At 72.6% G+C, this 25,451-nt stretch carries 30 protein-coding genes; 6 read left to right on the plus strand and 24 right to left on the minus strand.

Translation table 11 applies throughout. The features are described 5' to 3' along the window. Positions 1-69 precede the first annotated feature (69 nt). Both ACIRFH_RS11610 and ACIRFH_RS11615 read left to right on the plus strand, forming a co-directional pair. The gene (locus tag ACIRFH_RS11610) at positions 70-891 is read left to right on the plus strand and encodes a methyltransferase domain-containing protein (RefSeq protein WP_403519295.1); all 822 of its coding nucleotides are present in this window, start codon (positions 70-72) and stop codon (positions 889-891) included. 53 nt (positions 892-944) lie between these two features. Next, the gene (locus tag ACIRFH_RS11615) at positions 945-1,115 is read left to right on the plus strand and encodes a hydrophobic protein (RefSeq protein WP_403519296.1); all 171 of its coding nucleotides are present in this window, start codon (positions 945-947) and stop codon (positions 1,113-1,115) included. 33 nt (positions 1,116-1,148) lie between these two features. Here the strand turns inward: ACIRFH_RS11615 and ACIRFH_RS11620 are convergent, their stop codons facing one another. From ACIRFH_RS11620 to ACIRFH_RS11675, 12 genes are all read right to left on the minus strand, one after another. Beyond that, entirely contained in the window at positions 1,149-1,442 is a 294-nt protein-coding gene (locus tag ACIRFH_RS11620; protein WP_403519297.1) for a gas vesicle protein K, read from the minus strand. A 1-nt stretch (position 1,443) separates the two neighbouring features. Next, positions 1,444-1,626, minus strand: coding sequence for a gas vesicle protein (locus ACIRFH_RS11625; protein ID WP_403519298.1), 183 nt, complete (start codon positions 1,624-1,626; stop codon positions 1,444-1,446). After that, positions 1,623-2,462: a GvpL/GvpF family gas vesicle protein gene (locus ACIRFH_RS11630; protein WP_403519300.1), complete on the minus strand. Its 840-nt coding sequence runs from the start codon at positions 2,460-2,462 to the stop codon at positions 1,623-1,625. Before ACIRFH_RS11630 ends, ACIRFH_RS11625 begins: the two co-directional genes overlap by 4 nt. Continuing rightward, on the minus strand, positions 2,459-2,785 hold the full coding sequence (locus ACIRFH_RS11635; protein ID WP_403519302.1) for a gas vesicle protein: 327 nt from the start codon (positions 2,783-2,785) through the stop codon (positions 2,459-2,461). The genes ACIRFH_RS11630 and ACIRFH_RS11635 overlap by 4 nt, the downstream gene beginning before the upstream one ends. Continuing rightward, positions 2,782-4,026, minus strand: a complete 1,245-nt coding sequence (locus ACIRFH_RS11640) for an SRPBCC family protein (protein ID WP_403519304.1) — start codon at positions 4,024-4,026, stop codon at positions 2,782-2,784. The genes ACIRFH_RS11635 and ACIRFH_RS11640 overlap by 4 nt, the downstream gene beginning before the upstream one ends. Further along, positions 4,023-4,685, minus strand: coding sequence for a DNA primase (locus ACIRFH_RS11645; protein WP_403519306.1), 663 nt, complete (start codon positions 4,683-4,685; stop codon positions 4,023-4,025). The genes ACIRFH_RS11640 and ACIRFH_RS11645 overlap by 4 nt, the downstream gene beginning before the upstream one ends. After that, positions 4,682-4,945, minus strand: coding sequence for a gas vesicle protein GvpG (locus tag ACIRFH_RS11650; RefSeq protein ID WP_403519308.1), 264 nt, complete (start codon positions 4,943-4,945; stop codon positions 4,682-4,684). The genes ACIRFH_RS11645 and ACIRFH_RS11650 overlap by 4 nt, the downstream gene beginning before the upstream one ends. A gap of 4 nt (positions 4,946-4,949) precedes the next feature. After that, the gene (locus ACIRFH_RS11655; RefSeq protein WP_403519309.1) at positions 4,950-5,723 is read right to left on the minus strand and encodes a GvpL/GvpF family gas vesicle protein; all 774 of its coding nucleotides are present in this window, start codon (positions 5,721-5,723) and stop codon (positions 4,950-4,952) included. Then, positions 5,720-6,154 (minus strand): gas vesicle structural protein GvpA, encoded by a 435-nt coding sequence (locus ACIRFH_RS11660; RefSeq protein ID WP_403519311.1) that lies wholly within the window; start codon positions 6,152-6,154, stop codon positions 5,720-5,722. Before ACIRFH_RS11660 ends, ACIRFH_RS11655 begins: the two co-directional genes overlap by 4 nt. A 45-nt stretch (positions 6,155-6,199) precedes the next feature. Beyond that, positions 6,200-6,616, minus strand: a complete 417-nt coding sequence (locus tag ACIRFH_RS11665; protein WP_403519313.1) for a gas vesicle protein — start codon at positions 6,614-6,616, stop codon at positions 6,200-6,202. Positions 6,617-6,737: 121 nt separating this feature from the next. Next, positions 6,738-7,682 carry a non-homologous end-joining DNA ligase gene (ligD, locus tag ACIRFH_RS11670; RefSeq protein WP_403519315.1) on the minus strand — a complete coding sequence of 315 codons (945 nt, stop codon included), beginning with the start codon at positions 7,680-7,682 and terminating at the stop codon, positions 6,738-6,740. After that, positions 7,679-9,526, minus strand: a complete 1,848-nt coding sequence (locus tag ACIRFH_RS11675) for a transketolase (RefSeq protein WP_403519317.1) — start codon at positions 9,524-9,526, stop codon at positions 7,679-7,681. The genes ligD and ACIRFH_RS11675 overlap by 4 nt, the downstream gene beginning before the upstream one ends. A 356-nt stretch (positions 9,527-9,882) precedes the next feature. Between ACIRFH_RS11675 and ACIRFH_RS11680 the strand changes: the two genes are divergently transcribed. Continuing rightward, the gene (locus ACIRFH_RS11680) at positions 9,883-10,845 is read left to right on the plus strand and encodes an LLM class F420-dependent oxidoreductase (RefSeq protein WP_403519319.1); all 963 of its coding nucleotides are present in this window, start codon (positions 9,883-9,885) and stop codon (positions 10,843-10,845) included. A gap of 79 nt (positions 10,846-10,924) precedes the next feature. On the opposite strand, the gene ACIRFH_RS11685 is transcribed toward ACIRFH_RS11680, so the two are convergent. Then, the gene (locus ACIRFH_RS11685) at positions 10,925-11,419 is read right to left on the minus strand and encodes a phage holin family protein (RefSeq protein WP_403519321.1); all 495 of its coding nucleotides are present in this window, start codon (positions 11,417-11,419) and stop codon (positions 10,925-10,927) included. A gap of 71 nt (positions 11,420-11,490) precedes the next feature. Between ACIRFH_RS11685 and ACIRFH_RS11690 the strand changes: the two genes are divergently transcribed. Continuing rightward, on the plus strand, positions 11,491-11,838 hold the full coding sequence (locus ACIRFH_RS11690) for a VOC family protein (protein ID WP_403519322.1): 348 nt from the start codon (positions 11,491-11,493) through the stop codon (positions 11,836-11,838). Positions 11,839-12,026: 188 nt separating this feature from the next. Here the strand turns inward: ACIRFH_RS11690 and ACIRFH_RS11695 are convergent, their stop codons facing one another. From ACIRFH_RS11695 to ACIRFH_RS11735, 9 genes are all read right to left on the minus strand, one after another. Then, positions 12,027-12,578 (minus strand): GNAT family N-acetyltransferase, encoded by a 552-nt coding sequence (locus ACIRFH_RS11695; protein ID WP_403519324.1) that lies wholly within the window; start codon positions 12,576-12,578, stop codon positions 12,027-12,029. 37 nt (positions 12,579-12,615) lie between these two features. Further along, a complete protein-coding gene (locus ACIRFH_RS11700; RefSeq protein WP_403519326.1) occupies positions 12,616-13,542 on the minus strand; it encodes an LD-carboxypeptidase in 927 nt (308 codons plus the stop codon). Continuing rightward, positions 13,539-15,506, minus strand: coding sequence for a prolyl oligopeptidase family serine peptidase (locus ACIRFH_RS11705; RefSeq protein WP_403519328.1), 1,968 nt, complete (start codon positions 15,504-15,506; stop codon positions 13,539-13,541). The genes ACIRFH_RS11700 and ACIRFH_RS11705 overlap by 4 nt, the downstream gene beginning before the upstream one ends. Positions 15,507-15,540: 34 nt before the next feature. Further along, positions 15,541-16,890, minus strand: a complete 1,350-nt coding sequence (locus ACIRFH_RS11710) for a M20/M25/M40 family metallo-hydrolase (protein WP_403519329.1) — start codon at positions 16,888-16,890, stop codon at positions 15,541-15,543. Then, positions 16,883-17,716, minus strand: a complete 834-nt coding sequence (locus ACIRFH_RS11715) for a M55 family metallopeptidase (RefSeq protein ID WP_403519331.1) — start codon at positions 17,714-17,716, stop codon at positions 16,883-16,885. The genes ACIRFH_RS11710 and ACIRFH_RS11715 overlap by 8 nt, the downstream gene beginning before the upstream one ends. Before the next feature lie 107 nt (positions 17,717-17,823). Then, complete coding sequence (locus tag ACIRFH_RS11720; protein ID WP_403519333.1) at positions 17,824-18,174, minus strand: hypothetical protein; 351 nt, start codon at positions 18,172-18,174, stop codon at positions 17,824-17,826. A 24-nt stretch (positions 18,175-18,198) separates the two neighbouring features. After that, on the minus strand, positions 18,199-18,453 hold the full coding sequence (locus tag ACIRFH_RS11725) for a hypothetical protein (RefSeq protein ID WP_403519335.1): 255 nt from the start codon (positions 18,451-18,453) through the stop codon (positions 18,199-18,201). 155 nt (positions 18,454-18,608) lie between these two features. Further along, positions 18,609-21,005 carry an MFS transporter gene (locus ACIRFH_RS11730; protein WP_403519337.1) on the minus strand — a complete coding sequence of 799 codons (2,397 nt, stop codon included), beginning with the start codon at positions 21,003-21,005 and terminating at the stop codon, positions 18,609-18,611. Between the two features lie 149 nt (positions 21,006-21,154). Then, the gene (locus ACIRFH_RS11735; RefSeq protein ID WP_403519339.1) at positions 21,155-21,598 is read right to left on the minus strand and encodes an SRPBCC family protein; all 444 of its coding nucleotides are present in this window, start codon (positions 21,596-21,598) and stop codon (positions 21,155-21,157) included. 158 nt (positions 21,599-21,756) lie between these two features. Between ACIRFH_RS11735 and ACIRFH_RS11740 the strand changes: the two genes are divergently transcribed. Beyond that, positions 21,757-22,797 carry an Rv2578c family radical SAM protein gene (locus tag ACIRFH_RS11740; protein ID WP_403519341.1) on the plus strand — a complete coding sequence of 347 codons (1,041 nt, stop codon included), beginning with the start codon at positions 21,757-21,759 and terminating at the stop codon, positions 22,795-22,797. Here the strand turns inward: ACIRFH_RS11740 and ACIRFH_RS11745 are convergent. Continuing rightward, complete coding sequence (locus ACIRFH_RS11745) at positions 22,790-23,395, minus strand: dihydrofolate reductase family protein (RefSeq protein WP_403519343.1); 606 nt, start codon at positions 23,393-23,395, stop codon at positions 22,790-22,792. The genes ACIRFH_RS11740 and ACIRFH_RS11745 overlap by 8 nt on opposite strands. 69 nt (positions 23,396-23,464) lie before the next feature. Here ACIRFH_RS11745 and ACIRFH_RS11750 point away from each other — a divergent pair, with 69 nt between their 5' ends. Next, positions 23,465-24,043: a TetR/AcrR family transcriptional regulator gene (locus ACIRFH_RS11750; protein WP_403519345.1), complete on the plus strand. Its 579-nt coding sequence runs from the start codon at positions 23,465-23,467 to the stop codon at positions 24,041-24,043. A gap of 28 nt (positions 24,044-24,071) precedes the next feature. Here ACIRFH_RS11750 and ACIRFH_RS11755 read toward each other — a convergent pair whose 3' ends face one another. After that, complete coding sequence (locus tag ACIRFH_RS11755) at positions 24,072-25,250, minus strand: Cmx/CmrA family chloramphenicol efflux MFS transporter (RefSeq protein WP_403519347.1); 1,179 nt, start codon at positions 25,248-25,250, stop codon at positions 24,072-24,074. Between the last annotated feature and the right edge of the window lie 201 nt (positions 25,251-25,451).

The raw sequence follows: 25,451 nt of genomic DNA on the forward strand, positions 1-25,451 counted from the left end.
CTGCCGCCGGGCGGGGTCGCCGCACCCCGCGCACCGGCGTCTCGCGCAGTCGCACCGAGGGGATCCGCCATGGCCGCACAGCAGGAGACCGCCGTATACACGCACGGGCACCACGAGTCCGTGCTGCGCTCGCACACCTGGCGCACCGCCGCCAACTCGGCCGCGTACCTGCTCGCCTCGCTGAAGCCGCACATGAAGATCCTGGACATCGGCTGCGGTCCCGGCACCATCACCGCGGACCTGGCGGAACTGGTGCCCGACGGGCACGTGACCGGCGTGGACCGAGCCCCGGAGATCGTGGAGCGGGCCCGCGCCACCGCCGCCGGGCGGGGTCTGGCCAACACCGACTTCGCGGTGGCGGACGTGCACGCCCTGGACTACCCCGACGACACGTTCTGCGTGGTCCACGCCCACCAGGTGCTCCAGCACGTGGGCGACCCGGTGCAGGCGCTGCGCGAGATGAAGCGGGTGACGAAGCCGACCGGGTTCGTCGCCGTCCGCGACTCGGACTACGGCGCCATGACCTGGTACCCCGCCTCCCCGGGCATGGACGACTGGCGGGACCTCTACCAGAGGGTGGCCCGCGCCAACGGGGGCGAGCCGGACGCCGGGCGCCGACTGAAGGCGTGGGCGCTGGAGGCCGGGTTCACGGACATCACGGCGACCTCGGACACCTGGACCTTCTCGACGCCGGACGAGCGGGAGTGGTGGAGCGGCCTGTGGGCGGACCGCACCCTGGCCTCGGCCTACGCCGAGCGGGCCGTGGCCGGCGGCCACGCGACGGCGGAGGAGCTGCGGGCCGTGTCGCGGGCCTGGCGGGACTGGGGGAAGCGGCCGGAGGGCTGGTTCAGCGTCCTGCACGGAGAGATCCTGTGCCGAAAGGAAGCCTGAAATACGTCTGATCAGTGCATTACGGGAAATCAGTATGGTAGGAGGTACATATTATGGTTCCACTTCTCCTCGTGCTGCTTCTCGCGCTCGTCCTGTTCGGCGCCGGATTCGCACTGAAGGTGCTCTGGTGGGTCGCCCTGGTGGTCATCATTCTGTGGCTGCTGGGATTCCTGGTTCGCGGGACATCCGCAGGCGGCGGCCGAGGCCGCTGGTACAGGTGGTGAACGGCAAGCGGTGAGGCTGCTGCCCCGGGAGGCTCACTCCCGGGGCAGCAGCGGTCCCAGCGGCCCGAGGTCCAGGTTCAGGTCCTCGGGCCGCAGTCCGTACCGCTCGCGCAGCTCGGTCATGCGGTCGTCGAGCAGCATCAGCGTGAGCCCGATCCGCTCCTCCTGCTCCTCGCTCAGGTCGCCCTCGTCGAAGCGGCGCAGCGCCTGGCGTTCCATGAGCTGGCGGAGCAGCTCCACGACGGTCAGCACCAGCTTGACCAGGTCGCGCTCGACCGTGTCGGGTTCCAGGTCGAGGCTCTTGCGGCGTTCAGGTCGGTCGCTCACGTCACTCCCCGAACGGCGACGGCACGGTGCGGTTGACCGAGCTGATCAACGCGTTGAGGTCGATGCGGACCAGGTCGACGTCCGCGATGCGCAGCGTGATGTCACCGGTGATGACCACACCGCCGGCCAGCAGCCGGTCGAGCAGGTCCACGAGGGCGATCTCACGGCGTTCGACGACGGTCATGACTCCTCCCCCGCCGGCTCCGCGTCCGCCGTCTTCTCGCCGGCGGTCTCCCCGCCGGAACTCTCCTCGCCGGCGGTCTCCTCCCCCGCGAAGGAATAGGCGGCCCACGGGCCGGTGAGTTCCACGCGCATTCCGGGGGTGTCGTCCTTCGTGCGGTCCACCATTTCCACGAATTCCTCGGACACGTCCCGCGGCACCAGATAGGCGGCGTTGAGGACGTTCCGTCCGGCGGCGCCGGAGAGCGTGGGGTTCTGCGGGGCGTGCAGTCGCGCGTCGTCGGCCCGGGAGGACAGGGTCGCGTGCAGACGCGTCGCGAACTCCTCGGCCCTGGCCCACAGTTCCTCGTGCGCGCGCGTCCGCATGCGCCGCTGCCGCAGGTAGTCGCGGCCCGAGACGGGCTTCGGCGCGGGCTCCGCCGGGCGTTCCGGCTGCCCGGGCTCCGTCTCGACGTACACCTTCACACCCCATTCGACCCGGCCCTCCAGCCGGTCGAGGGTGCGCCGGAAGTCCTCCTCCCGCTCCTCCAGCATCACGCGGACGCCGCTGTCGTCCCGGAAGACGGTGGCCAGCCGGAGCGGCAGCGGCGTGGTGACGACGGTGAGCGCGTCGACGACCTGCTGGTGGGCGCGGGCGGTCCCGGCGAGCCAGTCCAGGTCCTCCAGGTGGGCCCGCAGCGCCTCCTCCGAGAAAACGGCCTCGGGCACATGGCTGACCACGGCGACCAGACCGTGGTGGGTCAGCAGCCTGGGCGGGTCGCCCGCCACCCCGGTCAGCTGGGACTGGAGGGGGACGTCGAAGGGCCGGCAGACGGCGTAGACGTACCGCAGTCCCGTCATCGTTCCTCCCTCGGTACGCGGCCCGACTCCAGCTCTCTGAGGCGTTCACGCAACTCGGCGTTCTCCCGGGTCAGTTCGTCGCGCCGGGCGCGCGAGGAGAGCGCCGGGTCGCTCTCCCACCAGTCGATGCCCATCTCCTTGGCCTTGTCGACGGAGGCGACGATGAGCCGCAGCTTGATCGTGAGCAGCTCGATGTCGAGCAGGTTGATCCGGATGTCGCCCGCGATGACGACGCCCTTGTCGAGCACTCGCTCCAGGATGTCGGCGAGGTTGGCGCTCTGTCCCTGGCCGTAGGGATCGGGCAGCCGGCCGGGAGTGGTCATCGACGGCTCCCGCGGTCGGCGTACTCGTCCTCGTCCGCATCCGCGTCCGCGTACTCACCGCGGGACGCGTACTCGTCCTCGGCGTCCGCGCCGTCCTCCTCCTCGTACTCGTCCTCGGGTTCCTCCTCGTCCTCGTCCTCGTACTCGTCCTCCGAGTCCTCGGGCTCGTCGGATCCCTCCTCCGTCTCGTACTCGTCCTCGTCCTCGTCGTACGGAGCGTCCTCGGCGCCTTCCTCGTCCTCGTAGGCGTCTTCCGCCTCGTCGGACTCGTCGTGTTCGCCGTGCCCGTCGTTCTCCCGGGACCCCTGCTCCTCGTCCTCGTGGTCCTCCCTGTCCTCCTGGCCTTCCCGCTCCTCCTGCTCCTCCTCCGCGACCGCGTCCTCGTGGCTGCGGACGACCTCGCCGTCGCGGATCTCACCGCGCCAGCCGTCGTCGGCCTCGCCCTTGAGGGTGATGTGGCGGACGTAGTTCTTCAGGTCGAGGCGGGCCCGGCGGCCCTGGGCGCGCCAGAGGTTGCCGGTCTTCTCGAACAGACCGCTGGGGTAGTACTCGATGACCAGGATGACGCGGGTCAGGCTGTCGGCGAGCTTGTGGAAGCTGACGACGCCCTTGGTGGTGCCCTTGGCGCCCTCCGACGTCCAGGAGATCCGGTCGTCGGGCACCTGCTCGGTGGTCTTCGCCTTCCAGCTGCGGTTGGACCAGAAGACCTTCAGCTGCCAGTCGGACGTCGTGTCGTCGGCGCGGTTGGCGCTCTTGACGCCCTTGGCGAAGGTGCTGAAGTCCTGGTACTGGGTCCACTGGTCGTAGGCGGTGCGCAGCGGCACGCCGACGTCGACGTACTCGATGATGACGGTCGGTTTCTGGCCGCCGCCGCCCTTCTTCTTGCCCTTGCCGCCGCCGAGGTTCTTGAAGGCGCCGAGCACGCTGTCCTTCGCCTTGCCGGCGCCGACCTCGAGCGCGGCCCGCATCGGGCTCTTGCCCTCGGCGAGCTTGCGTCCGCCGTCGAGGGCGAGCTTGGCGAAGCCGGGGCTGTTGCCCTCGGCGATGTCGGTCAGCTTGCCGGTGGTCTCGCCGAGCTTGCGGCCGACGCCGGTCAGCATCCGTGTGGCCTGGGCGGCGAGGTAGTCCTGCACCTCCGCCTTCAGGCGGTCGGCCGCCTCGCTCCGGGCCACGTCGGCGAGCGGGTTCTTCTTGGCGGCCTTGCCTGCCGCGGAGGCCGCGGAACCGAGGGTGTCGGTCATCGCTCACCATCGCCCTTCGACTGCCGGGGCCCGGCGCCGCGGGCGGGGGCCGTCCTCTTGCCGGCCGCCTTCTTGGCGGGCTGTGCCCGCTCGGCGGCCGTCTTCCCCGCGGGCGCCTTGGCGGCGGCCTTCTTCGCCGGCCGCTTCGCGGGGGTCTTCTTCGCCGCCCCGCGTGCCGTCTCGGCGGCCTTCTTCGCGGGCCGTCCGCGGCGCTGCCCGGCTTCTTCCTCTTCCCGCGCGTCCTTCCCGGGCTCCTCGCCCTCGTACTCCGTGTCCTCCGAGGCCTCCGAGTCCCCGGAGTCACGGGAGTCGTCGGAGTCCGCGTCCGGGGCCTCGGACTCGACGCCGGAGAGCTGGTCGCGCACCTGGGCGGTACGCCCGTGGAGGCGGTCGGCGAGCGCGTCGATCTGCCGCTCGACCAGGGCTCCCGAGGCGGCCTTGCCCACGCCCCGCAGGTCCGTGCGCACCTGATCCCCGATCTCCTTGAACTGCGGGTTGTTCTGCAGCTGGGTGGAGACCAGTTCCGCGATGCCCTTCGGGGTCAGGTTCAACTTCTTGCCGGCCACCATGGTGCCCACGGCGACGGCCATTTTCAGTTTCTTCGTGCGTCCCAGCAGATAGCCGGCCCCTACGGCGAGGCCCAGTGCCGTTCGGTTCATGGTGCCGTCCCGTTGCCCAATCCCGCGCTGTGGCGCGTAGCGATCTCCAGCCGGTCCAGGAGCGTGTCCTCCTCCTGGTCGAACTCCTCCTCGGTGATCTCCCCGGCCTCCAACCGCTCCTCCAGGCGGGCGAGTTCGGCCCGGATCGTGGAGGGGTCGTAGTAGATGCGCTCGGCCTCGGTGAGCACCTGTCTGATGGCCCAGCCGGCGCCGCGCGCCGGGGCGAGCGGCAGCAGGAGGATCTCCGAGATGAGTCCCACGTCGTCACCCCGCTCCGGCGTCCGCGCCGCCGGCCGCGGTGCCCGCGGGCTCGGCCGGGCCGGGCTCGACGAAGCTGTACGGCGGCAGCGGACCGTTCACGCGCACCTCCAGGTGCGGCATCTCCCTGCGGGCCCGCTCCACGGCGGCCAGGAACTCCTCGGCCGACTCGCGCTTCACCAGGAACGACACGTTGGCGAGCCAGCCGGTGGACTCGGGGCCCACGCTCACGGCGTCGGCGCTCGGCTCCAGGGCGCGTTCCAGCGCGCCGGCGTCCTCGCCCTCCTTGCGCTTGACGGCGTTCGCGACCATCTCGCCGAGCTGGATCTTGCTCTCGTAACTGCCGCCGCCCGCCTTCCGGTTGGCCTCCGCGAGGGCGCGGATCTCCGGGTTCTCGGCCATCACGTGGTGCAGTACGGCTTCCTCCACGTGGTTGGCCTTGATGTTGTACTCGACCCGGTCGTCCAGAGCCCGCAGACGCTCCTTGTAGTGCTCGGCGCGCTCCGCGAGGACACCGGTGACCGCGCTGTCGTCCGGGGCGACGCTGCCGAACCGCATGGGCAGCACGCAGCCGGCCGCGCCCGCCTCGCTGAGCACGTTCTGGTGGGCGAGCAGTTCCCTGCGCTTGGGGCGCAGGTCCTCGGGGGCGTCGCTGACGACCGCCGCCAGGTCGCCCTCCTTGAGGATCCGCACCTGGCCCGGCGGGTCGCCGACGCCCGTCAGCCCTTCCGGGAGCGGGGGGTGGGATCCGGCGGTGATGCCGTAGACGTACGTGCTCACTCCTGCTCCTCCTTACGGCGCGAGGGCGCGGCCTTGCGGCGCGGGCGCGAGGCGGTCTCCCGCTCGGAGCCGCTCTCGTCACGGGCCTGCTTGAACGCGTCCGAGATGGTTTCGGCGGCGCCGGACAGCGCCCCCTTGGACTTGCCGCGGGCGCCGGACTCGGTCATCTCTCCGACCAGGTCGGGCAGGCCCGGGGCCTTGCGCGGCCCGGCCTCCAGGTCGAGCCGGTTGCACGCCTCGGCGAAGCGCAGATAGGTGTCGACACTGGCGACGACGACACGGACGTCGATCTTGAGGATCTCGATGCCGACCAGGGAGACGCGCACGAATGCGTCGATGACGAGCCCCCTGTCCAGTACGAGTTCGAGCACGTCGTAGAGGCCGCTGCTGCCGCCTCCGCCGCCGGTCTGCTGTGCCGGTACGACAGTCATGCCGGATGTCCTCCATCCAGTGGGTGAGTGTGTGGTCCGGGCGGTTCAGCGTCCGCCGGAACCGCGCGCGTCGGCTCGTCCGCGCTCGTAGCGCCTGACCCTCCGATAGCCGGTGAGCTGCCCCTCGGGGTCGAGTTCCACCTGGTAGCTGCCCATCAGGCTCATCGTGTCGGGCACCCGCTCGAGCTCGAGGACCTCGACCTCCAGCGACCAGCCCTCCTCCGTCTGCTCGAAGGACGACACGGATTCCGCGCTCATTCCGGTGAGTTCCGCGAGCTGGGCACGCGCCTCGCGGAGGATCTCCATCGGCCGCGGCCGACGCGCCGTCGGTGAGTGCTGTGATTCCTGTGAATCTTGTGGTTCCTGCGGCTCCTGTGATTCCTGCGACTTTCCAGAACTATGTGTTTTATGTGAACTCTGTTGTGGTCTCTGCGATTCGGACGTGTTGTTCGTGTTCGTCATGGCCACCTCTCCCTCCGTGTGGCCGCAAGCGTGTTCGCCAAACCTCCACGGGCCCATGCATGTGTCACACGCCCGCGCAACCGGAGCGGTCGGCACGCGGACGGCTCGGGATGCGCGGTGGTCAGCCGCGCAGGGCGTCCAGCCGTCGCCGGGCGGGTTCCAGCGCCCGCGCGCGGCTCATGATCCCCGACCAGGGCCGGGCGCGTGCCTGCTCGACGGCGTCCGCGACGGTCCAGCGACGGGCGTGCAGGCCGGGATCGTCCAGCTGGTCCCAGGACAGGGGGGCCGCCACCGGCGCGCCGGGCAGGGCGCGCACGGTGAAGGGCGCCACCGCGGTCTGCGCGTAGGCGTTGCGCTGGATGTCGAGGTAGAGGCGGTCGCCGCGGTCCTTCTTGCGGGCGGCGGTGGTGAGCCGCTCGGGGTGGGCCGCGGCCAGGGTGTCGGCGACGTCGCGCGCGAACTCCCGCACCTCGTCGAATCCGTGACGGGGCCTCAGGGGAACGACCACGTGCAGGCCGCGGGAGCCGGTGGTCATGAGGGCCGAGGGGAGCTTCAGCTCGTCGAGCAGTCCGCCCAGCAGCCCGGCCGCCTCGCGGACCCGGGGGAAGTCGTCACCGGCCGGATCGAGGTCGAAGACCATCAGGTCCGGCCGGTCGATCCGCCCGGCGCGTGACAGCCAGCGGTGCAGGGTGAGGGCGGCCTGGTCGGCGAGGTACAGGAGGGTGGCGGTGTCGTCACAGACGGTGTGGCAGACGGTGCCGCCCTCCTTGTCCACCTCGACGCGGGAGATCCGGTCCGGGTAGTGCTCCGGGGTGTTCTTCTGCATGAACCGGGGGCCGTCCACGCCGTCCGGGTGCCGCTCCAGCATGAGCGGGCGGCCCCGCAGGTGCGGCAGCATGAACGGCGCGACGGCCCGGTAGTAGTCGACGAGGTCGCCCTTGGTGTACTCCTCGGCGCCGCCGTCCCCGTCCCGGCCGCTCCCGGCGGGGAACAGCACCTTGTCGGGCCGGTGGACCTCCACGGTGTGCCGGCCGGCCCGGACGGTCCGTACGGCGTCGCGGCTCACGCGACGACCGCCTCCCCCACCAGCAGCCGGCCGGCCGCCGCGATGGAGCCGGCGTCGATGCCCGCGGCGCGCAGCTGCTCGTCCGGGGACGCCGAGCCGGGCATCGTCCGTACGGCGAGCCGGACCAGGCGCGGTACCGGGCGCCCGTCGGTGAACGCGTCGAGGACCGCGTCGCCGATGCCGCCCTCCTCCCGGTGGTCCTCCACGGACAGCAGGCAGCCGGTCTCCTCGGCGGCCCGCCGCAGCGTGTCGCGGTCCACGGGCTTGACCGAGTACAGGTCGACGACCCGGACCGCGATGCCCTCCCCGGCGAGGGCGTCGGCCGCGGCCAGCGCCTCGTGCACGGTGTCGCCCGCCGCGACGACGGTCAGCCGGTCGCGGTCCGAGGAGCGCAGCACCTTGCTGCCGCCGACGGGGAACTCCTCGTCGGGCCCGTAGACGACCTTGCTCTCGCCGCGGGAGGTGCGCAGGTAGCGGATGCCGTCCAGGCCGGCCATCTGGGCGACGAGGCGGGCGGTCTGGTTGGCGTCGCACGGGCAGAGCACGGTGGAGCCGTGGATCGCCCGCATCATGGCCAGGTCCTCCAGACCCATCTGGCTGGGCCCGTCCTGGCCGATGGCGACGCCCGAGTGGGAGCCGACGAGGTTGAGGCCGGAGCCGCTGATCGACGCCATGCGGATGAAGTCGTGGGCGCGGGTGAGGAAGGCCGCGAACGTCGTGGCGTACGGCACCCAGCCGCGTGCCGCCATGCCGACCGCGGCGGCGACCATCTGCTGCTCGGCGATGTAGCACTCGAAGTAGCGCTCGGGGTGTTGCCCGGCGAAGAACTCGGCGCGGGTGGAGTCGCCGACCTCGCCGTCGAGGGCGACGACGTCGCCGCGGGCGGTGCCGAGCGCGGCCAGCGCCTCGCCGAAGGCGTTGCGGGTGGCCAGCTCGTCGCCGATCTCGTACCGGGGCAGTTCGAGCTGTCCGGAGCCGGCCGAGTGCAGGGCCCGCGCGGACGGCGGCTCGTGCACGCGGACGGTGAGGTCGCGGGGGCCGCCGAGTTCGGCGATCGCCTCGTCGGCGTCCGGCACCGGCTTGCCGTGCTGGCCCTCACGGTCCTCCACGGCCCGGACGCCCTTTCCCTTGAGGGTGCGGGCGATGATCGCGGTGGGCTGGCCCCTGGTGGACAGGGCCTCGCCGTAGGCGCGGTCGACGGCGTCGACGTCGTGGCCGTCGATCTCGATCGTGTGCCAGTCGAAGGCCCGGAAGCGGCGGGCGTAGGCGTCCAGGTCGTGGCCGTGCCGGGTGGGGCCGCGCTGGCCGAGCCGGTTGACGTCCACGATCACGGTGAGGTTGTCGAGGCGCTCGTACCCGGCGTGCTCGGCGGCCTCCCACACCGATCCCTCGGCCATCTCGCTGTCGCCGCACAGCACCCACACCCGGTAGTCGGCGTGGTCCAGCCGCTTGCCGGACAGGGCGATGCCGACGCCGACGGGCAGGCCCTGGCCGAGCGAGCCGGTGGCCGTCTCGACCCACGGCAGCCGTTGCGGCGTGGGGTGCCCCTCCAGGCGGCTGCCCAGCTTGCGGAAGGTGAGCAGTTCCTCGTCGTCGAGGGCGCCGACCGCCTTGTAGGCGGAGTACAGCAGGGGCGAGGCGTGGCCCTTGGAGAGGACGAGGCGGTCGTTGCCCGGGTGGTCGGGGTGCTGGAAGTCGTAGCGGAGGTGGTGGGCGAACAGGACCGCCATCAGATCCGCGGCGGACATCGAGGACGTGGGGTGCCCGGAGCCCGCGGCGGCCGAGGCGCGCACGCTGTCGACGCGCAGCTGCTGTCCGAGTTCGACGAGTTCACCGGTGTTCATGAGTCTCCTTCGGGGGTGGGTGGCTGCTGCCGGGAGCGCGTGTGCACGGGTTCGAGCGGGATCGATCGTGTGATGTCCGGCTCGCGAGCCCGCGGCGCGCCGGGCCGGCCGGGGCGGCGTGATCGTGCGGTCCGGGAGGGGACCGGCCTCCTGGGACCGGTCCGCGCACGGGACGCGTGTCACCTCCCCGGGGCCGGCTCACGGCTCGCCTCCGGGCCGTCGCGTACCTCATGGGCTTCCCGCGTCCCCTCGGCCAGGGCCCCCAAACGTCCGGGCGGGCCCGCGCCGCCGGTTTCCGGACCGGCGCCCGGGTACCCGGGCCGGGACACCCACCCGAACAGTCCTGGAGGCAGCCCATGCCCGAGTACGGCTATTTCCTCTCGTGCGAACAATTCGCTCCCGCCGAGCTGATCGAGCAGGCGCGGATGGCCGAGCAGGCCGGATTCCAGGCGTTGTGGATCTCGGACCACTACCACCCGTGGAACGACGAGCAGGGACAGAGCCCGTTCGTGTGGTCGGTGATCGGCGCCTTGTCCGAGGCCGTGTCCCTGCCGATCGAGACGGCGGTGACCTGCCCGACCGTACGCACCCACCCGGCGGTGGTGGCCCAGGCCGCGGCGACCAGCGCGGTGATGACCGAGGGCCGTTTCCGGCTCGGCGTCGGCTCCGGCGAGGCGCTCAACGAGCACATCCTCGGTGACGCGTGGCCGGCCGCGCACGTGCGCCTGGAGATGCTGGAGGAGGCCATCCTGATCATGCGCCGGCTGTTCACCGGCGAGGAGGTCAACCACCACGGCACGCACTACACGGTGGAGAACGCCCGCCTGTACACGGTCCCCGACGAGCCCGTCCCGATCGACGTCTCCGGCTTCGGTCCGGCCGCGACCAAGCTGGCGTCCCGGGTGGGCGACGGTTACATCACGATGATGCCGGACTCCTCGATGGTGGAGCAGTACCGCAAGGGCGGGGGCGGCGGCAAACTGGTCAGCGGGGGCACCAAGGTCTGCTACGACACCGACAGGGACGCCGCGGTGCGGACCGTGCACCGGCTGTGGGCCAACGAGCAGCTGCCGGGCGAGCTGAGCCAGGTGCTGCCCTCGCCGAAGCACTTCGAGCAGGCGCAGACGCTGGTCACCGAGGACATGGTGCGCGAGAACCGGGTGTGCGGCGACGACGTGGACGAGCACGTCGCGGAGCTGAAGAAGTTCGCCGACGCCGGCTTCGACCGCGTCTACGTCAACCAGATCGGCCCCGACATGCGCGGCTTCTTCGACTTCTACCGTACGAAGGTGCTGCCGCAGCTCCAGGAGAGCAGCTGATCCGCGGCTCCTTCCACGCGCGACGGCCGCGCCCCCGGACGGGTGGGTCCGGGGGCGCGGCCGTCGCCGTGGGCTTCCGTCAGGCGCGGCGGTGCGGGTCCTCGGGGCCGGCGCCGTCCCGGCGCGGCGCCGCGGTGCCGCCCGGGGCACCCGTCGGGCCGCCGGGGGCGACGGGCGGCACGGGCGGCACGGGCGGGTACGGCGCGGCGGGGGCGTGCCCGCCGGCGGTGTGCCCGTGGCCTGCACCGTGCCCGGAGCCCGGCACGGCCCCCGGTCCCGACGCGTGCGGCCGGGCCGCTGCGCGCAGCAGGTGGGCCGCGACGCCCAGGAGGGCGGCCGTGATCAGTGCGGCGGCCCAGTCGGGCAGGCCGATGGCGAGGGCCAGGCCCACGGTGAGCGCGAGGGCCGCGCCCGCGTACAGCGCGGCGGCACCGGAGGCGGCGTAGAGCGTGGCCTTGCGGCGCTGCTTGCGCGTCTGCTCGCGCAGCTCGTCGCGCACGGTCTCGCGTGCCACCTGCGCCAGTTCGTCGACCAGTTGCCTGTCCAGGTGTTCCAAGTGATCCATGCGGTCCATGACATGCGGGTACCCGCGCTCGAAGGGTCCATGGGGTCCACGCCCGGCAGCCGCCAACTAGGCTCGTCCGTATGGACATTCTGGGAGCCACACTGCGTATCTGTGTCGACGACCTGGACAAGGCGATCCCCTTCTACGAAGGCCTGGCCGGCGGCCCGGCGCAGCGCTTCGAGCGCGGTGGCGTCCAGGTCGCCGCGGTCGGCTGCTTCCTGCTGATGAGCGGGCCCGAGTCGCAGCTCGAGGTGCTGCGCAAGGTGGCCGCGACGATCGCCGTGACGGACGTCGAGGAGACCCACCGGATCCTGACCGGGCTGGGCGCGGACATCATCGCGGGCCCCGTGCCCACGCCCGTGGGCCGCAACCTGATCGCCCGTCACCCGGACGGGGCGGTCTACGAGTACGCGGACCGGCGCGCCTGACCCCCGCGCGCCGCATCGGCCGCGAGCCGGGCGGGCGGGGTCGCCCTCCGTCCGGCCGCATCCGGAAGTCGCGGCGGGCCGGGAGCGGCTCGTCGGTGAGCCGGGCCCACAGCCTGCCGACGCCCTCGTCGCCCTCGCGCAGGTCGGCGACCTCGAAGCCCTCGTGGACGGCCCGGGCGCCGTGGAGATCAGCCGGACGTCACGGTCTCGGCGGTGATCGCCCAGCGCTGGTGGTCGCGCCAGGCCCCGTCGATGTAGAGCATCCTCGGCGAGAAGCCCTCCAGGTGGAAGCCGCAGGCGCGGGCCAGCGCGATGGAGGCGGTGTTGCCCGGCTGCACGTTGATCTCCAGGCGGTGCAGCCGCAGCGGCCCGAACGCGTACCGCACGACGAGGTCCAGTCCCTCGCGCATCAGACCGCGGCCCGCGGCGTGCGCGAAGGCGCCGTAGCCGAGGGCGCCGCTGAGGAAGCCGCCCCCGACGATGTTGTTGATGTTGATGAAGCCGGCGATGCCGCCGCCGTCCTTCTCGCACACCAGGAACCCGGCCTTGGTCGGGTCCTCGATCAGCCGGGACGCGTAGGCGGCGTACGCCTGGGCGCTGTCCGGCGGGAAGAGCCACGGATGGTGCAGGTCCTTGCTCTCCCGGACCCGGGCGGTGAACTCGGCGCCGTCCTCGTGGGTGAAGTGGCGTATGCCCACGCGGGGGCCCTCGGCGAGGTGGCGGGAGGCGGTGTGCGGCATCCTGCCACTCTACGACGGGCCGGGACGGGGTGCCCGGTCAGCGCAGTGCCGGTTCGTCCAGCGCCAAGGTGCCCGCGTCCGCGTCGAGTTCCGCCGTCACTCCGAAGGGGACCGTCAGCGCCCCCGCGCAGTGGCCGAAACCGAAGTCCCAGGCGACCGGCACACCGAGACCGGCCAGCCGGTCGGCCAGCAGCGGGCGCAGCAGCTCGGCGGGCTCGCACCGTTCCCACGACCCGAGCAGCACCCCGGCGACGCCGTCGAGCCAGCCGGCGCGCAGCAGCTGGGTGAGGTAGCGGTCGATGCGGTACGGTTCCTCCCCCACGTCCTCCAGGCACAGCAGCCCGCCGCGCGCGGCGGGCCGGGCGTGCGGGGTGCCCAGCTCGGCGGCGAGCAGGGCGAGGCAGCCGCCGAGGGTGACGCCCCGCGCGCGGCCGGGCACCATCGGCGTACTGTCGTCGGAGGCGATGACGCGGACCGTCTCCGGAGCGAACAGGGTGGCCTTCAGGTGTTCCTGGGCCCGCGCGTTCTTGAGGAAGTCGATGCCCGCGGCCATCGGCCCGTGCAGGGTGACCAGGCCCAGCCGGCGGGCGAACGCCTCGTGCAGCGCGGTGATGTCGCTGAAGCCGACGAACACCTTCGGCCCGGCCGCGCGCATCGCCTCCCAGTCGAGCAGGTCGGTCATGCGCTGGACGCCGTACCCGCCGCGGGCGCACAGCACTGCGTCCACGGCCGGGTCGCACCAGGCCGCCTGGAGGTCGGCGGCGCGGTCGGCGTCGGCGCCGGCGAGGTAGTCGAAGGCGGCGTGCCGGTCCAGGACGTGCGGCGCCACGACGGGGTCGAGGTCCCAGCCGCGCAGGACGTCGAGGCCCGCCTGCAACCGCTCCTCGGGCACCGGCCCGCTGGGCGCGACGACGGCGACGAGGGCGCCCGGTCCGAGCCGGGACGGCCGCAGCAGGGGCTTCACTCCGTCAGCTCCAGGGCCGGGACACCGGGCGCGTCGAACCCGAAGGTCTGGGCGTACAGGGAGAGTTCGGACTCCAGGGCACGCACCATGGTCTCCGCCCGGCGGAATCCGTGCCCCTCCCCCTCGAAGGCGAGGTAGGCGTGCGGTACCCCGCGGCCCGCCATGCGGGTGAGGAACCGCTCGCACTGGACGGGCGGGCAGATGACGTCGTCGAGGCCCTGGAGCAGCAGGAACGGCGCGGTGACGCGGTCGGCGTGCTCGGCGGGCGACCGCTCGGCGTATCTGTCCGGTACCTCGGCGAGGGGGCCGACCAGGCTCTCCAGGTACTGCGACTCGAAGTCGTGGGTCTCCCCCGTGCCCCAGCCGGTCAGGTCGAGGATCGGGTAGATGATCGTGCCGCAGGCGTAGACGTCGGTGGCGGTGAGCGACGCGGCCGCCGTCCAGCCGCCCGCGCTGCCGCCGCGTACGGCGAGCCGCGCGCGGTCCGCGGTGCCCTCGTCGGCGAGGGCCAGGGCGACGGCCGCGCAGTCCTCGACGTCGACGACGCCCCACCGCTCGCGCAGCCGGTTGCGGTACTCCCGGCCGTACCCGGTCGAGCCGCCGTAGTTGACCTCCGCGACACCGATGCCGCGCGAGGTGAAGTAGGCGATCTCCAGGTCCAGCACCAGGGGCGACCGGCTGGTGGGGCCGCCGTGCGCCCAGATCACGTACGGCGGCAGTTCGCCGTCGGGGGCGGCGCAGCCGGGGTGGTGCGGCGGGTAGACGTGCGCGTGGATGTCGCGTCCGTCGGGGCCGGTGAAGGTGCGGACCTGCGGTTCGGGGTAGTGGGCGGGGTCCACGGCGTCGTGGTGCGGGGCGCCGATCACGCGGGCCCGGCCGGTGCGCGTGTCCAGTTCCACCACCTCGTAGGCGCTGCGCGGACCGGCGCCGACGGACACCACCCGCTCGCCGTGGACGGCGAGGGTGGCGGCGAACTCGGTCCAGGGGCCGGCCGCGTCGACGACCTCGCCGCTCTCCGGGTCGAGTATGCCGAGGGCGGTGGCGCCGCGGCCGTGCACGACGGCGATCAGGCCGTTGTCCAGCGGCGCGAACCATCGCTGGCCGAGCTTCCACAGCGGTCCGCCGAACTCCTCCTCGCGGGTGCACAGCGGCCGCCCGTCGCGGTACAGGTTCCACCAGCCGGTGCGGTCGGAGGCGTACAGCAGTGAGCCGTCGGGCGCCCAGTCGGCCTGGGGGATCGACTCCTCGGGCCCGCCGGCGACGGTCCGGGCGTCCCGGAAGGTGCCCTCGGGGCCGATGTCGGCGACGATCAGCTCGGTGCCGTCCCACGGCATGCGCGGATGGTCCCAGGCCAGCCAGGCGGCGCGCCGCCCGTCGGGCGAGACGCGCGGCCCGGTGACGAACCGGTGCCGGTCGTCGGTGAGTTCGCGCACCGCTTTCCGGTCGTCGGCCGCCGATCCGTCCAGCGGCACCGCCGCCAGGACCCGGCGCACGTCACCGGGCCCGTCGCCGGTGAACTCCTCCAGCACGCACCACACCTCGCCGTGTTCGGGGCGCGGCTGCGGCTCCGCCCAGCGCAGCCCGCCGCCCACCGGGGAGACGGGCGTCAGCGGACGCGGCTCGGCGCCGCCCGGCTCGTAGGCGTACAGCCGCTGGTCGGCGAAGTTCACGAAGACCACCAGCGGCCCGGAGGGGGTCGTGAGCGCGGCCCAGGGCCGGCCGCCGTACTCGATGACGCGGCTGCGCACGTTCCACGGCGCGGGCAGCACCGGTTCCTCGGTGCCGTCCGGGTGCCGCCGCACCAGTGTGCGCCGACCGCCCTCGGTGGGCCTGGGCGCGGTCCACCACACCTCGTCGCCGACGAAGCCGACGTCCTCGGGCCGCCCGTCGTGCGCGGCGGCGAGCGCCGCGTCGATCGGCGAGGGCCACGATCCGTACGCCAGAGTCTGCACCGACTCCCCCATTGCTTCTCCTCCAGAGCCTTGTCGGGCGGGCGCGCTAGGCCGTGCGCAGGAACCGGTCGAGGACGCGGACGCCGAAGTGCAGCGCCTCGACGGGGACGCGTTCGTCGACGCCGTGGAAGAGGGCCTGGTAGTCGAAGCCCTCCGGCAGCTTCAGCGGCGCGAACCCGTAGCCGGTGATGCCGAGCCGCGAGAACTGCTTGGCGTCCGTGCCGCCGGACATGCAGTACGGCACGACGTGCCCCTCGGGGGCGAACTCCTCGACGGCGGCGCGCATCCTCGCGTACGTCGGCGAGTCCACCGGCGCCTGCAGGGCGACCTCGCGGTGGGCGAACTCCCAGTCCACGTCCGGCCCGGTGAGCCGGTCGAGGGTGGCGCGGAACTCGTCCTCGCAGCCGTACAGGAACCGCCCGTCGACGTACGCCACGGCCTGGCCGGGGATGACGTTGAGCTTGTACCCGGCGTCCAGCATGGTCGGGTTGCTGCTGTTGCGGACGGTGGCCTCGACCAGTCCCGCGGCCGGTCCGAGCTTGTCCAGCAGGGCGTCGACGTCACGCAGATCGGTGTCGATGCCGTACAGGGCGGCGAGTTCGGTGAGGGCGGCGCTGACGGTCGGGGTCAGGCGCAGCGGCCACTCGTGCTCGCCGATCCGGGTGATCGCCGCGGCGAGCCGGGTGACCGCGTTCTCCCGGTTCACCTTGGAGCCGTGTCCGGCCCGGCCGCGTGCGGTGAGCTTGAGCCAGCCGGTGCCGCGCTCGCCCGCGGCGATCGGGTAGATCTGCCGGCCGGCGCCGTCGTGGAAGGTGAACGCCCCTGACTCGCTGACGCCCTCGGTGCAGCCCTCGAACAGGGCGGCGTGCCGGTCGGCGAGGAAGCCGGAGCCGTCCTCGGCGCTGGCCTCCTCGTCGGCGGTGAACGCGATCACGACGTCCCGCCGGGGCCGGACGCCCTGACGGGCCCAGGTGCGGGCGACGGCGAGGATCATCGCGTCCATGTTCTTCATGTCGACCGCGCCGCGTCCCCAGACGACGCCGTCGCGGATCTCCCCGGAGAACGGGTCGACGCTCCAGTCGGCGGCCTCGGCGGGCACCACGTCCAGGTGACCGTGGACGAGCAGCGCGTCGGCGGACGGGTCGGTGCCCTCGATCCGGGCGACGACGTTGGTGCGGCCCGCGGTGCGCTCCAGCAGGGTGGGCTCGATCCCGGCCTCGGCGAGCCGCTCGGCGGCGTACTCGGCGGCGGGGCGTTCCCGGCAGTCGCCGCCGCCGCGGTTGGTGGTGTCGATGCGGATGAGGTCGGAGGTGAACCGGACGACCTCGTCCAGCGCCTGCGCGTCCGTGCTCGCCGACGTGTCCACGGACCTGCTGCTCTCGAGCCGCTCAGCCATACTGCTCCTCCACCGCGGCCGAGGCGATCGTGGTGACCGCCTTGAAGGTACGGATCGCCTCGAACATGGTGTCGTGGGTGTACGCCACCTTCCGCTCCCCGACGCGGGCCACGCCCGGCACGACGGTCGCGGCGTCCGCCAGGTGCTCGGCGTCGAACTCGACGGCGACGGTGAACGGACCGCCGCTCACCGGCTCGTGCCGCACCGCGAGCGCCGCCGCCTCCTTGGCCGCGGCGCGGATGTCGGAGGCGGTCCTGGCCGGGGTGCGGCACACGGCCGCGTACCGCGAGACATGGTCCTTGACCGCGACCTTCAGCGCCCCGGGCGCGTAGCCGAGCGCGTCCTCGCAGGCCACGTCGTCCCCGGTGACCAGGACGACCGGCACCCCGTACTCGGCGACGACATGGGCGTTGAGCAGGCCCTCGCTGGCCCGTACGTCGTTCAGCCACACTCCGGTGATCTGGTTGGCGAGGTAGGTGTGCGCGAGGACGCCCTCCATGCCGGCGCCGGCGTGGTAGCCGATGAAGGCGATGCCGTCGACGTCCCCCTGCTGCACGCCCTCGACCATGGACAGGGCCTTGTGCCGTCCGGTGAGCATCTGCGTGCGCTCGTCGAGCCGCTCCAGCAGCAGGTTGCGCATGGTCCAGTGGGCCTCGTTCACGAGCACCTCGTCGGCGCCGCCGTCGAAGAAGCCCTGCACGGCGGCGTTCACGTCCGAGGTGAACATCGACCGGCACCGCTCCCACTGCGGAGTGCCCGGGAGCACGTCGGCCGGCCAGGTGACACCGGTGGCGCCCTCCATGTCGGCGCTGATGAGGATCTTCATGGCTCGAAACCGTACGCGGTGCCCGGCCGCCTCTGCCAGACCTGTGGACAACTGCCGGCGGTCCGGACCGGTGGCCGCGCGCCGGAACGACGGTTCGGCGGCCGCTCCTACTGGAACAGGAGGCGGTCCCGCACCGACAGACGCGGTGTCACCCGGATGTCCATGACGCCCGCGCACTCGCCCGTGTGGAAGTCGACGGAGAGGTGGGCGGCCGGTCCCCCGCCGGAGACGGACAGCCGCGTCGCGCCCTCACGGTAGACGTCCAGCAACTCCGCGCCCCGCTCGTCCGTCCAGCGGAGCCTGACCGACCTCGTCGGCACGTCGTAGGAGAAGACGAGCGTCCGCCCGGAAACGTCCCGGAAAGCGAGCGTCCGCACCCCGTCCTCGTCCGAGGAGGGCCATTCACCGAGGACCTCGTGGACTTCATCGTCGTCAGGGGTCAGGAACTCCCGGTACACCTGATGGACCTCTCCCGCTCCGGCTCACGCGGAACGCACGAACACGCTCAACCGGTAGGTGGTCGGCTGCGACAGGCGTCCGCACAGCGTGTCGATCCGGGTCGCCGCCCAGTCGATCCGCTCCTCCCCCGCGCGCAGAGCGCGAAGGTGAGCATGCCACTGCCGCTCGTCCTGCGTCTCGAAGAGGACGTCCCAGTGGCCCGTGTCCGGATCGGCGCGAACGGCCGTGCGCCGGCTCGCGTCCCGTTCCGCGCGTCTCCGCTTCCGCTGTCCCGGCACCGGCCCATGATCCCCGTCCCGGCACCACCACCGCAAGGCCGCACAGCACCGCTCCCCGCCGGGCGGGGGGAAGGGAGCGGGTTCACCAGCCGGTGGGGGGCGGGCTCAGCCCGTCCCCCACCCCCGGCAGGCCGGCACACGGCTGGACGCGGGTGTCAGTCCTCGTGTCCGAGCTGGAGGTCGCGTTCGGTGCGGCCGCCGCCCGCCACCTGGAGGACGGTGGCGACGGGCGGGTAGCCCGCGGCGATGACCGTGTACTCGCCGGACGACAGGTCGACGAAGCGGAAGGTGCCGTCGGGGCCGGTCGTCAGCGTGTCCACGACGTTCCCGGCGGCGTCGAGGAGCGTCACGCGGGCGTCCTCCACGGCCCGTCCGCCGCCGGCCCGCACGGTGCCGCGCAGGACGGCCCCGCCGGCCAGCTCGACGTCCTGCCGGGTCTCGCGGGCGGCCTGGACGCTGACCGGCAGGGCGGCCGGCCGGAAGGCGGGCGCGCTGGCGGCGAGGGTGTACTCGCCGGCCACCAGCTCGGTGATGACGTAACCGCCCTCGCGGGCGCTGCGGGTGGTGGCCACGACCTCGCCGTGGACGTTGGTGAGGGTGACGATCGCGTCCCGGACGGGGCTGCCGTCGGCGGTGACGACGCTGCCGGCCAGGCGCCCGGCACCGCCGAGGACCACGTCCAGCTCGACCGGACGCTCACCCACGGTCACGGAGACCGCCTGCGGCTGGTGGCCGCCGGCGGCGGCGATCAGGACGTACGACCCGGAGCCGGGCGTGGCCAGCGCGTACCTCCCGTCCTCGCCGCTGGCGCCGCGGCCGATCTGCTGCCCGCCGACGTCGATCAGGGTGAGCGCGGCGCGGGGCACCACGGTGCCGTCGGGGTGCTGCACCGTGCCGCAGACGGGGACCCCGGCGGTGTACGGCGAACGGGCCTGGGGGACCTGGGCGGTGGGCTGTGCGGTCTCGGGCTCGGTGACGGGGGCGTTGTGGGACACCAGTGGTTTCTCCTTGAGGAAGAAGGCGATGAGCAGGCCGAGGACGAGTACCGGCACCAGGTACAGGAAGATGCGCGGCATGGCGTCGGCGTACGCCCCGATGTAGGCGTCGCGCAGCGCCGGGGGCAGGGTGTGGACGAGTTGCGGGGTGATGGACTCGGCGTCGGGCAGTCCGGCACCGGCGGGCAGGCGGTCTGCCAGGGCGTCGGTGAGCCGGCCCGCGAAGAGGGTGCCGAAGATGGCGGCTCCGACGCTGCCGCCGATCTGCCGGAAGTAGTTGTTGGCGCTGGTGGCGGTGCCGAGGTCGGCGGGGCGTACGGAGTTCTGCACGGCGAGGACCAGGACCGGCATCACCATGCCGATGCCGGCGCCGAGGACGGCCATCCAGACGCTGTAGTGCAACCGCGGCGTGTCGATGTCGAGCCGGGAGAGCAGCCACATGCCGAGAACGGACAGCGCCCCGCCGAGGAGGGGGTAGATCCGGTAGCGGCCGGTGCGGCTGATGAGCTGTCCGGAGACGATCGACGCGCCGACGATGCCGCCCATCATGGGGAGCATCAGCAGGCCGGACTCGGTGGCGGTGGCGCCGTCGACCATCTGCAGGAAGGTCGGCAGGTAGCTGGCGGCGCCGAACAGGGCGACGCCGACGACGAGGCCGACCAGCGCGGTGACGTTGAAGACGGAGTCACGGAACAGCCGCAGCGGGATCAGCGGTTCGGGTGCGAAGCGCTCGGCGACCAGGAAGAGGACGGTCGTCGCGACCGCGCCGGCGGCCAGGCCGAGGATGACCGTCGAGTCCCACGCGTACTCGGTGCCGCCCCAGCTGGTGAGCAGCACCAGGCAGGTGGAGGCGGCGGCGAGCAGCAGGGCGCCGAGGAAGTCCAGGCGGGGCTTGACGCGGGGCCTGGGCAGTTTCAGGACGACGGCGACGACGGCCATGGTGACGAGGCCGAAGGGCACGTTGATGTAGAAGCACCAGCGCCAGGAGAGGTGGTCGGTGAAGTAACCGCCCAGCAGGGGGCCGGCGACCGAGGCGAGTCCGAAGGCGGCGCCGATCAGTCCCATGAACCGGCCGCGTTCCCTGGGCGGCACGATGTCGGCGATGATCGCCTGCACGCCGATCATCAGGCCGCCGGCGCCGACGCCCTGCACGGCGCGGAAGGCGATCAGCTGGTCCATGGTCTGCGCGCGCCCGGCGAGGGCCGAGCCGATGACGAAGACCAGGATGGCGAACTGGAAGACGCCCTTGCGGCCGAAGAGGTCGCCGAGCTTGCCGTAGATCGGCAGTCCGACGGTGGAGGTGAGCAGGTAGGCGGTGATCGCCCAGGACATCTTGTCCAGGCCGTGCAGCTCGCCGACGATCTTCGGCAGCGCCGTGGCGACGATCATCTGCTCCAGCGCGGCGAGCAGCAGCGCCAGCATCAGTCCGACGAAGACCAGCCGCACCCGGCGCGGGCTGAGCGCGGCGTCCCGCTCCGGTCCGGGAGCGGGCGCCTCGGACGCCGTCGGGGGCGGTGCGGCGACCGGCTCGTCCTGCACCAGAGTGATCCCGCCCATGTCCCGCTCCCCTCGTCGCACCTGCTCACTTTTGCCACCGGAGGCGACAACTACGAGCAAGTGCGGCAAGTTACGGCGTACGGCGCGATCGGTCGAGGATCACTCGAACCGGTGAGACCGCCAACACCCCTGCCTGGCAGGCGTGTTGGCTACTTCTCCACCTCGGCGGCGAGCTTGGCGAGCATCGCGTCGTAGATCCGGCCGAGCCCCTTGGGCGCGAAGGTCTTCTCGAAGAAGCCGCCGATGCCGCCGGCGCCCTTCCAGGTGCTGGTGACCACGACCCGGGACCTGCCCTCACCGGCCGGGGTGACCCGCCAGGTGGTGACCATGGAGGAGTTGCGATCCTTCTCGACGAGCTCGCCGTCGCTCGGTTCGCTGACCTCCAGCAGGCAGTCGCGGATGCGCTTGCTGGTGGCCTGGAGCTTCCAGTGGACGAGGGTGCCCTCGCCGTCACCGCCCTCGCGGACCTCGTACTCGCTGAAGTGCTCGGGGAGCAGCTTCTCGCGCGTGCCGCTGTAGTCGGCGAGGGTGTCGAACACCGTCTCCGCGTCCGCGGCGACGATCCGCTCCGTCGTGGCCTCGACCTGCGCCATCGGGTTCCTCCAGGGCTGGTTCTCGGGATCGGGGCAAGCCAACCACCCCACCGCCCGGCCACCAAATCGGGGGGCGCGAACCGGCCCCGCGCGACTTCACCCGCACGATCAAGGGAACACGTGTTCTATTCTGTGCGGAGTGCTACCGAGGAGGCGTCATGCGCTGGGAGAACCTCACGGACTCCGACCACGCCCCGGCCGCGGACCCCGCGCTGTTCGGCGCGGACGCGGTGGTCACCCGCACCGTCGACACCCCCGAGTTCCGCGGCATCACCTTCCACGAGGTGCGGGCCCGCTCGATCCTCAACCGGGTGCCGGGCGCCTCGCGGATGCCGTTCGAATGGACGGTGAACCCGTACCGGGGGTGCTCGCACGCGTGTGTGTACTGCTTCGCGCGCAAGTCGCACAGCTACCTGGACCTCGACACGGGCCTCGGTTTCGACTCGCAGATCGTCGTCAAGGTGAACGCCCCCGAACTGCTGCGCCGCCAGCTGGCCTCCCGGCGCTGGCAGGGCGAGCACGTGGCCATGGGCACCAACGTCGACTGCTACCAGCGCGCCGAGGGCCGCTACCGCCTCATGCCGGGCATCATCACGGCCCTGGCCGAGCGCGCGAACCCCTTCTCGATCCTCACCAAGGGCACGCTGGTCCTGCGCGACCTGGACCTGCTGACCCGGGCGGCGCGGGTGACGGACGTGGGCATCTCCGTCTCGGTCGGCTTCACCGACCCCGAACTGTGGCGCACGGTGGAGCCGGGCGCGCCCGCGCCGGAACGCCGGCTGGACGTCGTACGGACACTGGGCGAGCACGGCATCGGCTGCGGGGTGCTGATGGCGCCGGTCGTCCCCTTCCTCGGCGACGAGCCGGCACAGCTCCGCGCCACGGTCCGCGCCATCGCCGCGGCCGGCGCCACATCGGTGACGCCCCTGGTCCTGCATCTGCGCCCAGGGGCCCGGGAATGGTTCATGGCCTGGCTCGGACAGCACCATCCGCACCTGGTACGCCGCTACCGACGCCTGTACGCGGAGGGCGCCTACGCCCCGAAGTGGTATCAGCGCCGGATCACCGGCCAGGTGCACGCCCTGGCCCAGGAGTACGGCATCGGGCCGACGCTCCCGGGAACTCCGCGGCGGATCGAGCGGGCGGAGCCGGCGGACACGCCCTCCACGACGGAGCCGGTGCAGCTTTCGCTCATGTGAGGGGCCGGCTGCGGGTGAGACGGGTGAGCGTGAGCCCGCTGGGGAAGGCGGTGCGCTCGGCGACGTCGAAGACCGTGGGATCGAAGGCACCGTCGACCACCGGGATCCCGGTACCGGCGACGACCGGATAGGTCTTGATCAGCAGTTCGTCGATCTCGGGCAGCAGCGTGCCCGCGAGCCGACCGCCCCCGCAGAGCCAGACGTCCAGGTCGGTGCCCACCTCGCGCTTGAGCTCGCGGACGAGGGCCAGCGGGTCGTCCGGCACGACGGTGACGGCAGGGTCGATGTCCGGCTCGAGGGTGCTGGACACCACGTACTGGCGCAGGTGCGCGTACGGGCTGGTGATGCCGTCGTCGAGGGCGGGTCGGTAGGTACCGAGGCCCATGACGGCGGTGTCGAAGCGCCGGTTGGGCGTGTCGGCGACTCCGCAGGCCACACGGTAGGCGGTCGGGACGGTGTCCGGGTACAGCGCGTTCACCCAGGTCGAGTAGGCGGCGGCCTGCCGCTCGTCGCCCTGCGGGAAGAAGTCGAACTCGCCGCCGGGGCCGGCGATGCGGCCGTCGAGCGAGACGCCGACGTAATAGACGAGCTTTCGCACAGTGAACCCCCACACGTAGCACTCTGACTGAAGTGGTTTGAACGTAGTACTGCATCTGGAGTGGTGTCAATGGTGAGACGGAACGACCGGCGGCGCGCGGCCCTCGTCGACGCGGTGATCGAGGTGCTGGCCCGGGAAGGCGCCCGCGGCCTGACGTTCCGGGCCGTGGATGCCGAGGCCGCCGTTCCCGTCGGCACGGCGTCCAACTACTTCGCCAACCGGGACGACCTGTTCACCCAGGCGGGCGCCCGGGTGTACGAGCGGCTCCAGCCCGACGAGGCCACGATCGCCCGCCAGCGGGCGGCCGGCCGCGACCGGGAGACCTACGCCGAGCTGATGCGCGAACTCGTCGGCCGCATCGCCTCCTTCCGCACCGGTTACCTCGCACTGCTGGAACTCCGCCTCGAGGCCACCCGCCGCCCCGGACTGCGCAAGGTGCTCACCGAGCGGGTCCGGGCCGACGTCGACGCCAACGTCGCCTACCACGAGGCTTCCGGCCTCCCCGGCGACGCCACGGCCGTCAAGCTGCTCATACTGACGCTGAACTGGCTGATCGTCGAGCAGCTCACCCTGCCGGACGTCTTCACGGAGGCGGAGCGCGAACACCTGGTCGCGGCCGCGGTGGAGCGCATCGTGGCGGCGGAGTAGACGACGGGGGACCAGGAACGCGTGTGGCCTACCGGAACTCCTCGGTGCTCCGCTCGGCCGCGATGGCGGTGCGGAGCGGGAACGCGATGAGCAGCGCGACCGCGACGAGGAGTCCGCTCGCCCAGAGCGGCCCCAGGTCCCCGGCCGCGCCGCCGAGGGTGGTCGCGGCGACGAGAGGGCCGGTGGCGGCGCCGGCGTTGAGCGCCGCCGTCGCGTACGAACCGGCCATGGCGGGGGCTCCCGCGGCCTCGTGGAGGACCCTCGCGATCAGTGTGCCGCCCAGCGCGAACGACAGTGCTCCCTGCACGAACACGAGGAGGAACAGGGCGACCGGCTCGTCGGCCAGCACCGCCAGGGCCGGCCAGCCGACGAGCAGCGGCGGACCGCCGACCGCGATGACCGGGCCGGGACGCCGGTCGGACAGCCGGCCGGCGACGGTGACGCCCGCGAAGGAGCCGGCGCCGAAGAGCACCAGGGCCACGGAGACCCACAGCTCGCCCAGCCCGGCGGTACCGGTCACCACGGGGGCCAGGAAGGTGAGGCTCCCGAACGTCGCCGCGTTCACCAGCGCGCCGAGCAGCATCACCAGGACCAGCCGCGGCCCGGCGAGCTGGGCGAGCTCCGTCCGCAGGGCCGGCCTGTCCGCCGCCTCGTCCTCGTCGCGTCCCGCCGGGATCCCCTTCAGGATGCCGAGGGCCGCGGGCAGGCAGAGAGCGGCGACGGCCCAGAACGCCGCCCGCCAGCCGAGCAGTGTGCCGAGCACCGACCCGCCGGGGACACCGGCGATCATGGCCACCGTCGTGCCGGACAGCAGCACGGCCAGCGCGCGTCCCTTCCTGTCGGGAGGGACCAGCGTGGCGGCAGCCGTCAGGGCGACGGCGAGGAACCCCGCGTTCGCGAGCGCGGCGACGACCCGGGTGGCGAACAGGACGGGGAAGCTCGTGGTGACGGCACCCACGGCGTGCGCCGCCGCGAAGGCGAGGACGAACCCGAGAAGGCCGGCGTGCCTGGGCCAGCCTCGGGCGAGCGCGGCCACCAGGGGGGCGCCGACGACCATGCCGATCGCGAAGGCCGAGGTGAGGAGGCCGGCTGTTCCGACCGTGACGTCGAGATCCGAGGCGATGTCCGGCAGGAGGCCGGCGAGCATGAACTCCGAGGTGCCCATGGCGAAGACCGCCAGGGCGAGGAGGTACAGCGGGAGAGGCATCGAGTGGCTCCGGGGTGAGGAGAGGCACGAGAAGGTCTTCTCGTCACCGCGGCCGGCCCCCGGCGCACGCTCGTCCCACCGCGGAACGCGGCGCGACGACAGGGCTGTGGGCTCAGTGGTTCAGGGGGCTGACGGCGTGACCGAAAGCCCCCACCTCGTCCGACTCAGGACTCGACATGGCCCGCACGCTACCCGACCGGC

The sequence above is a fragment of the Streptomyces sp. NPDC093586 genome (assembly GCF_044764905.1).
Lineage (GTDB): Bacteria > Actinomycetota > Actinomycetes > Streptomycetales > Streptomycetaceae > Streptomyces.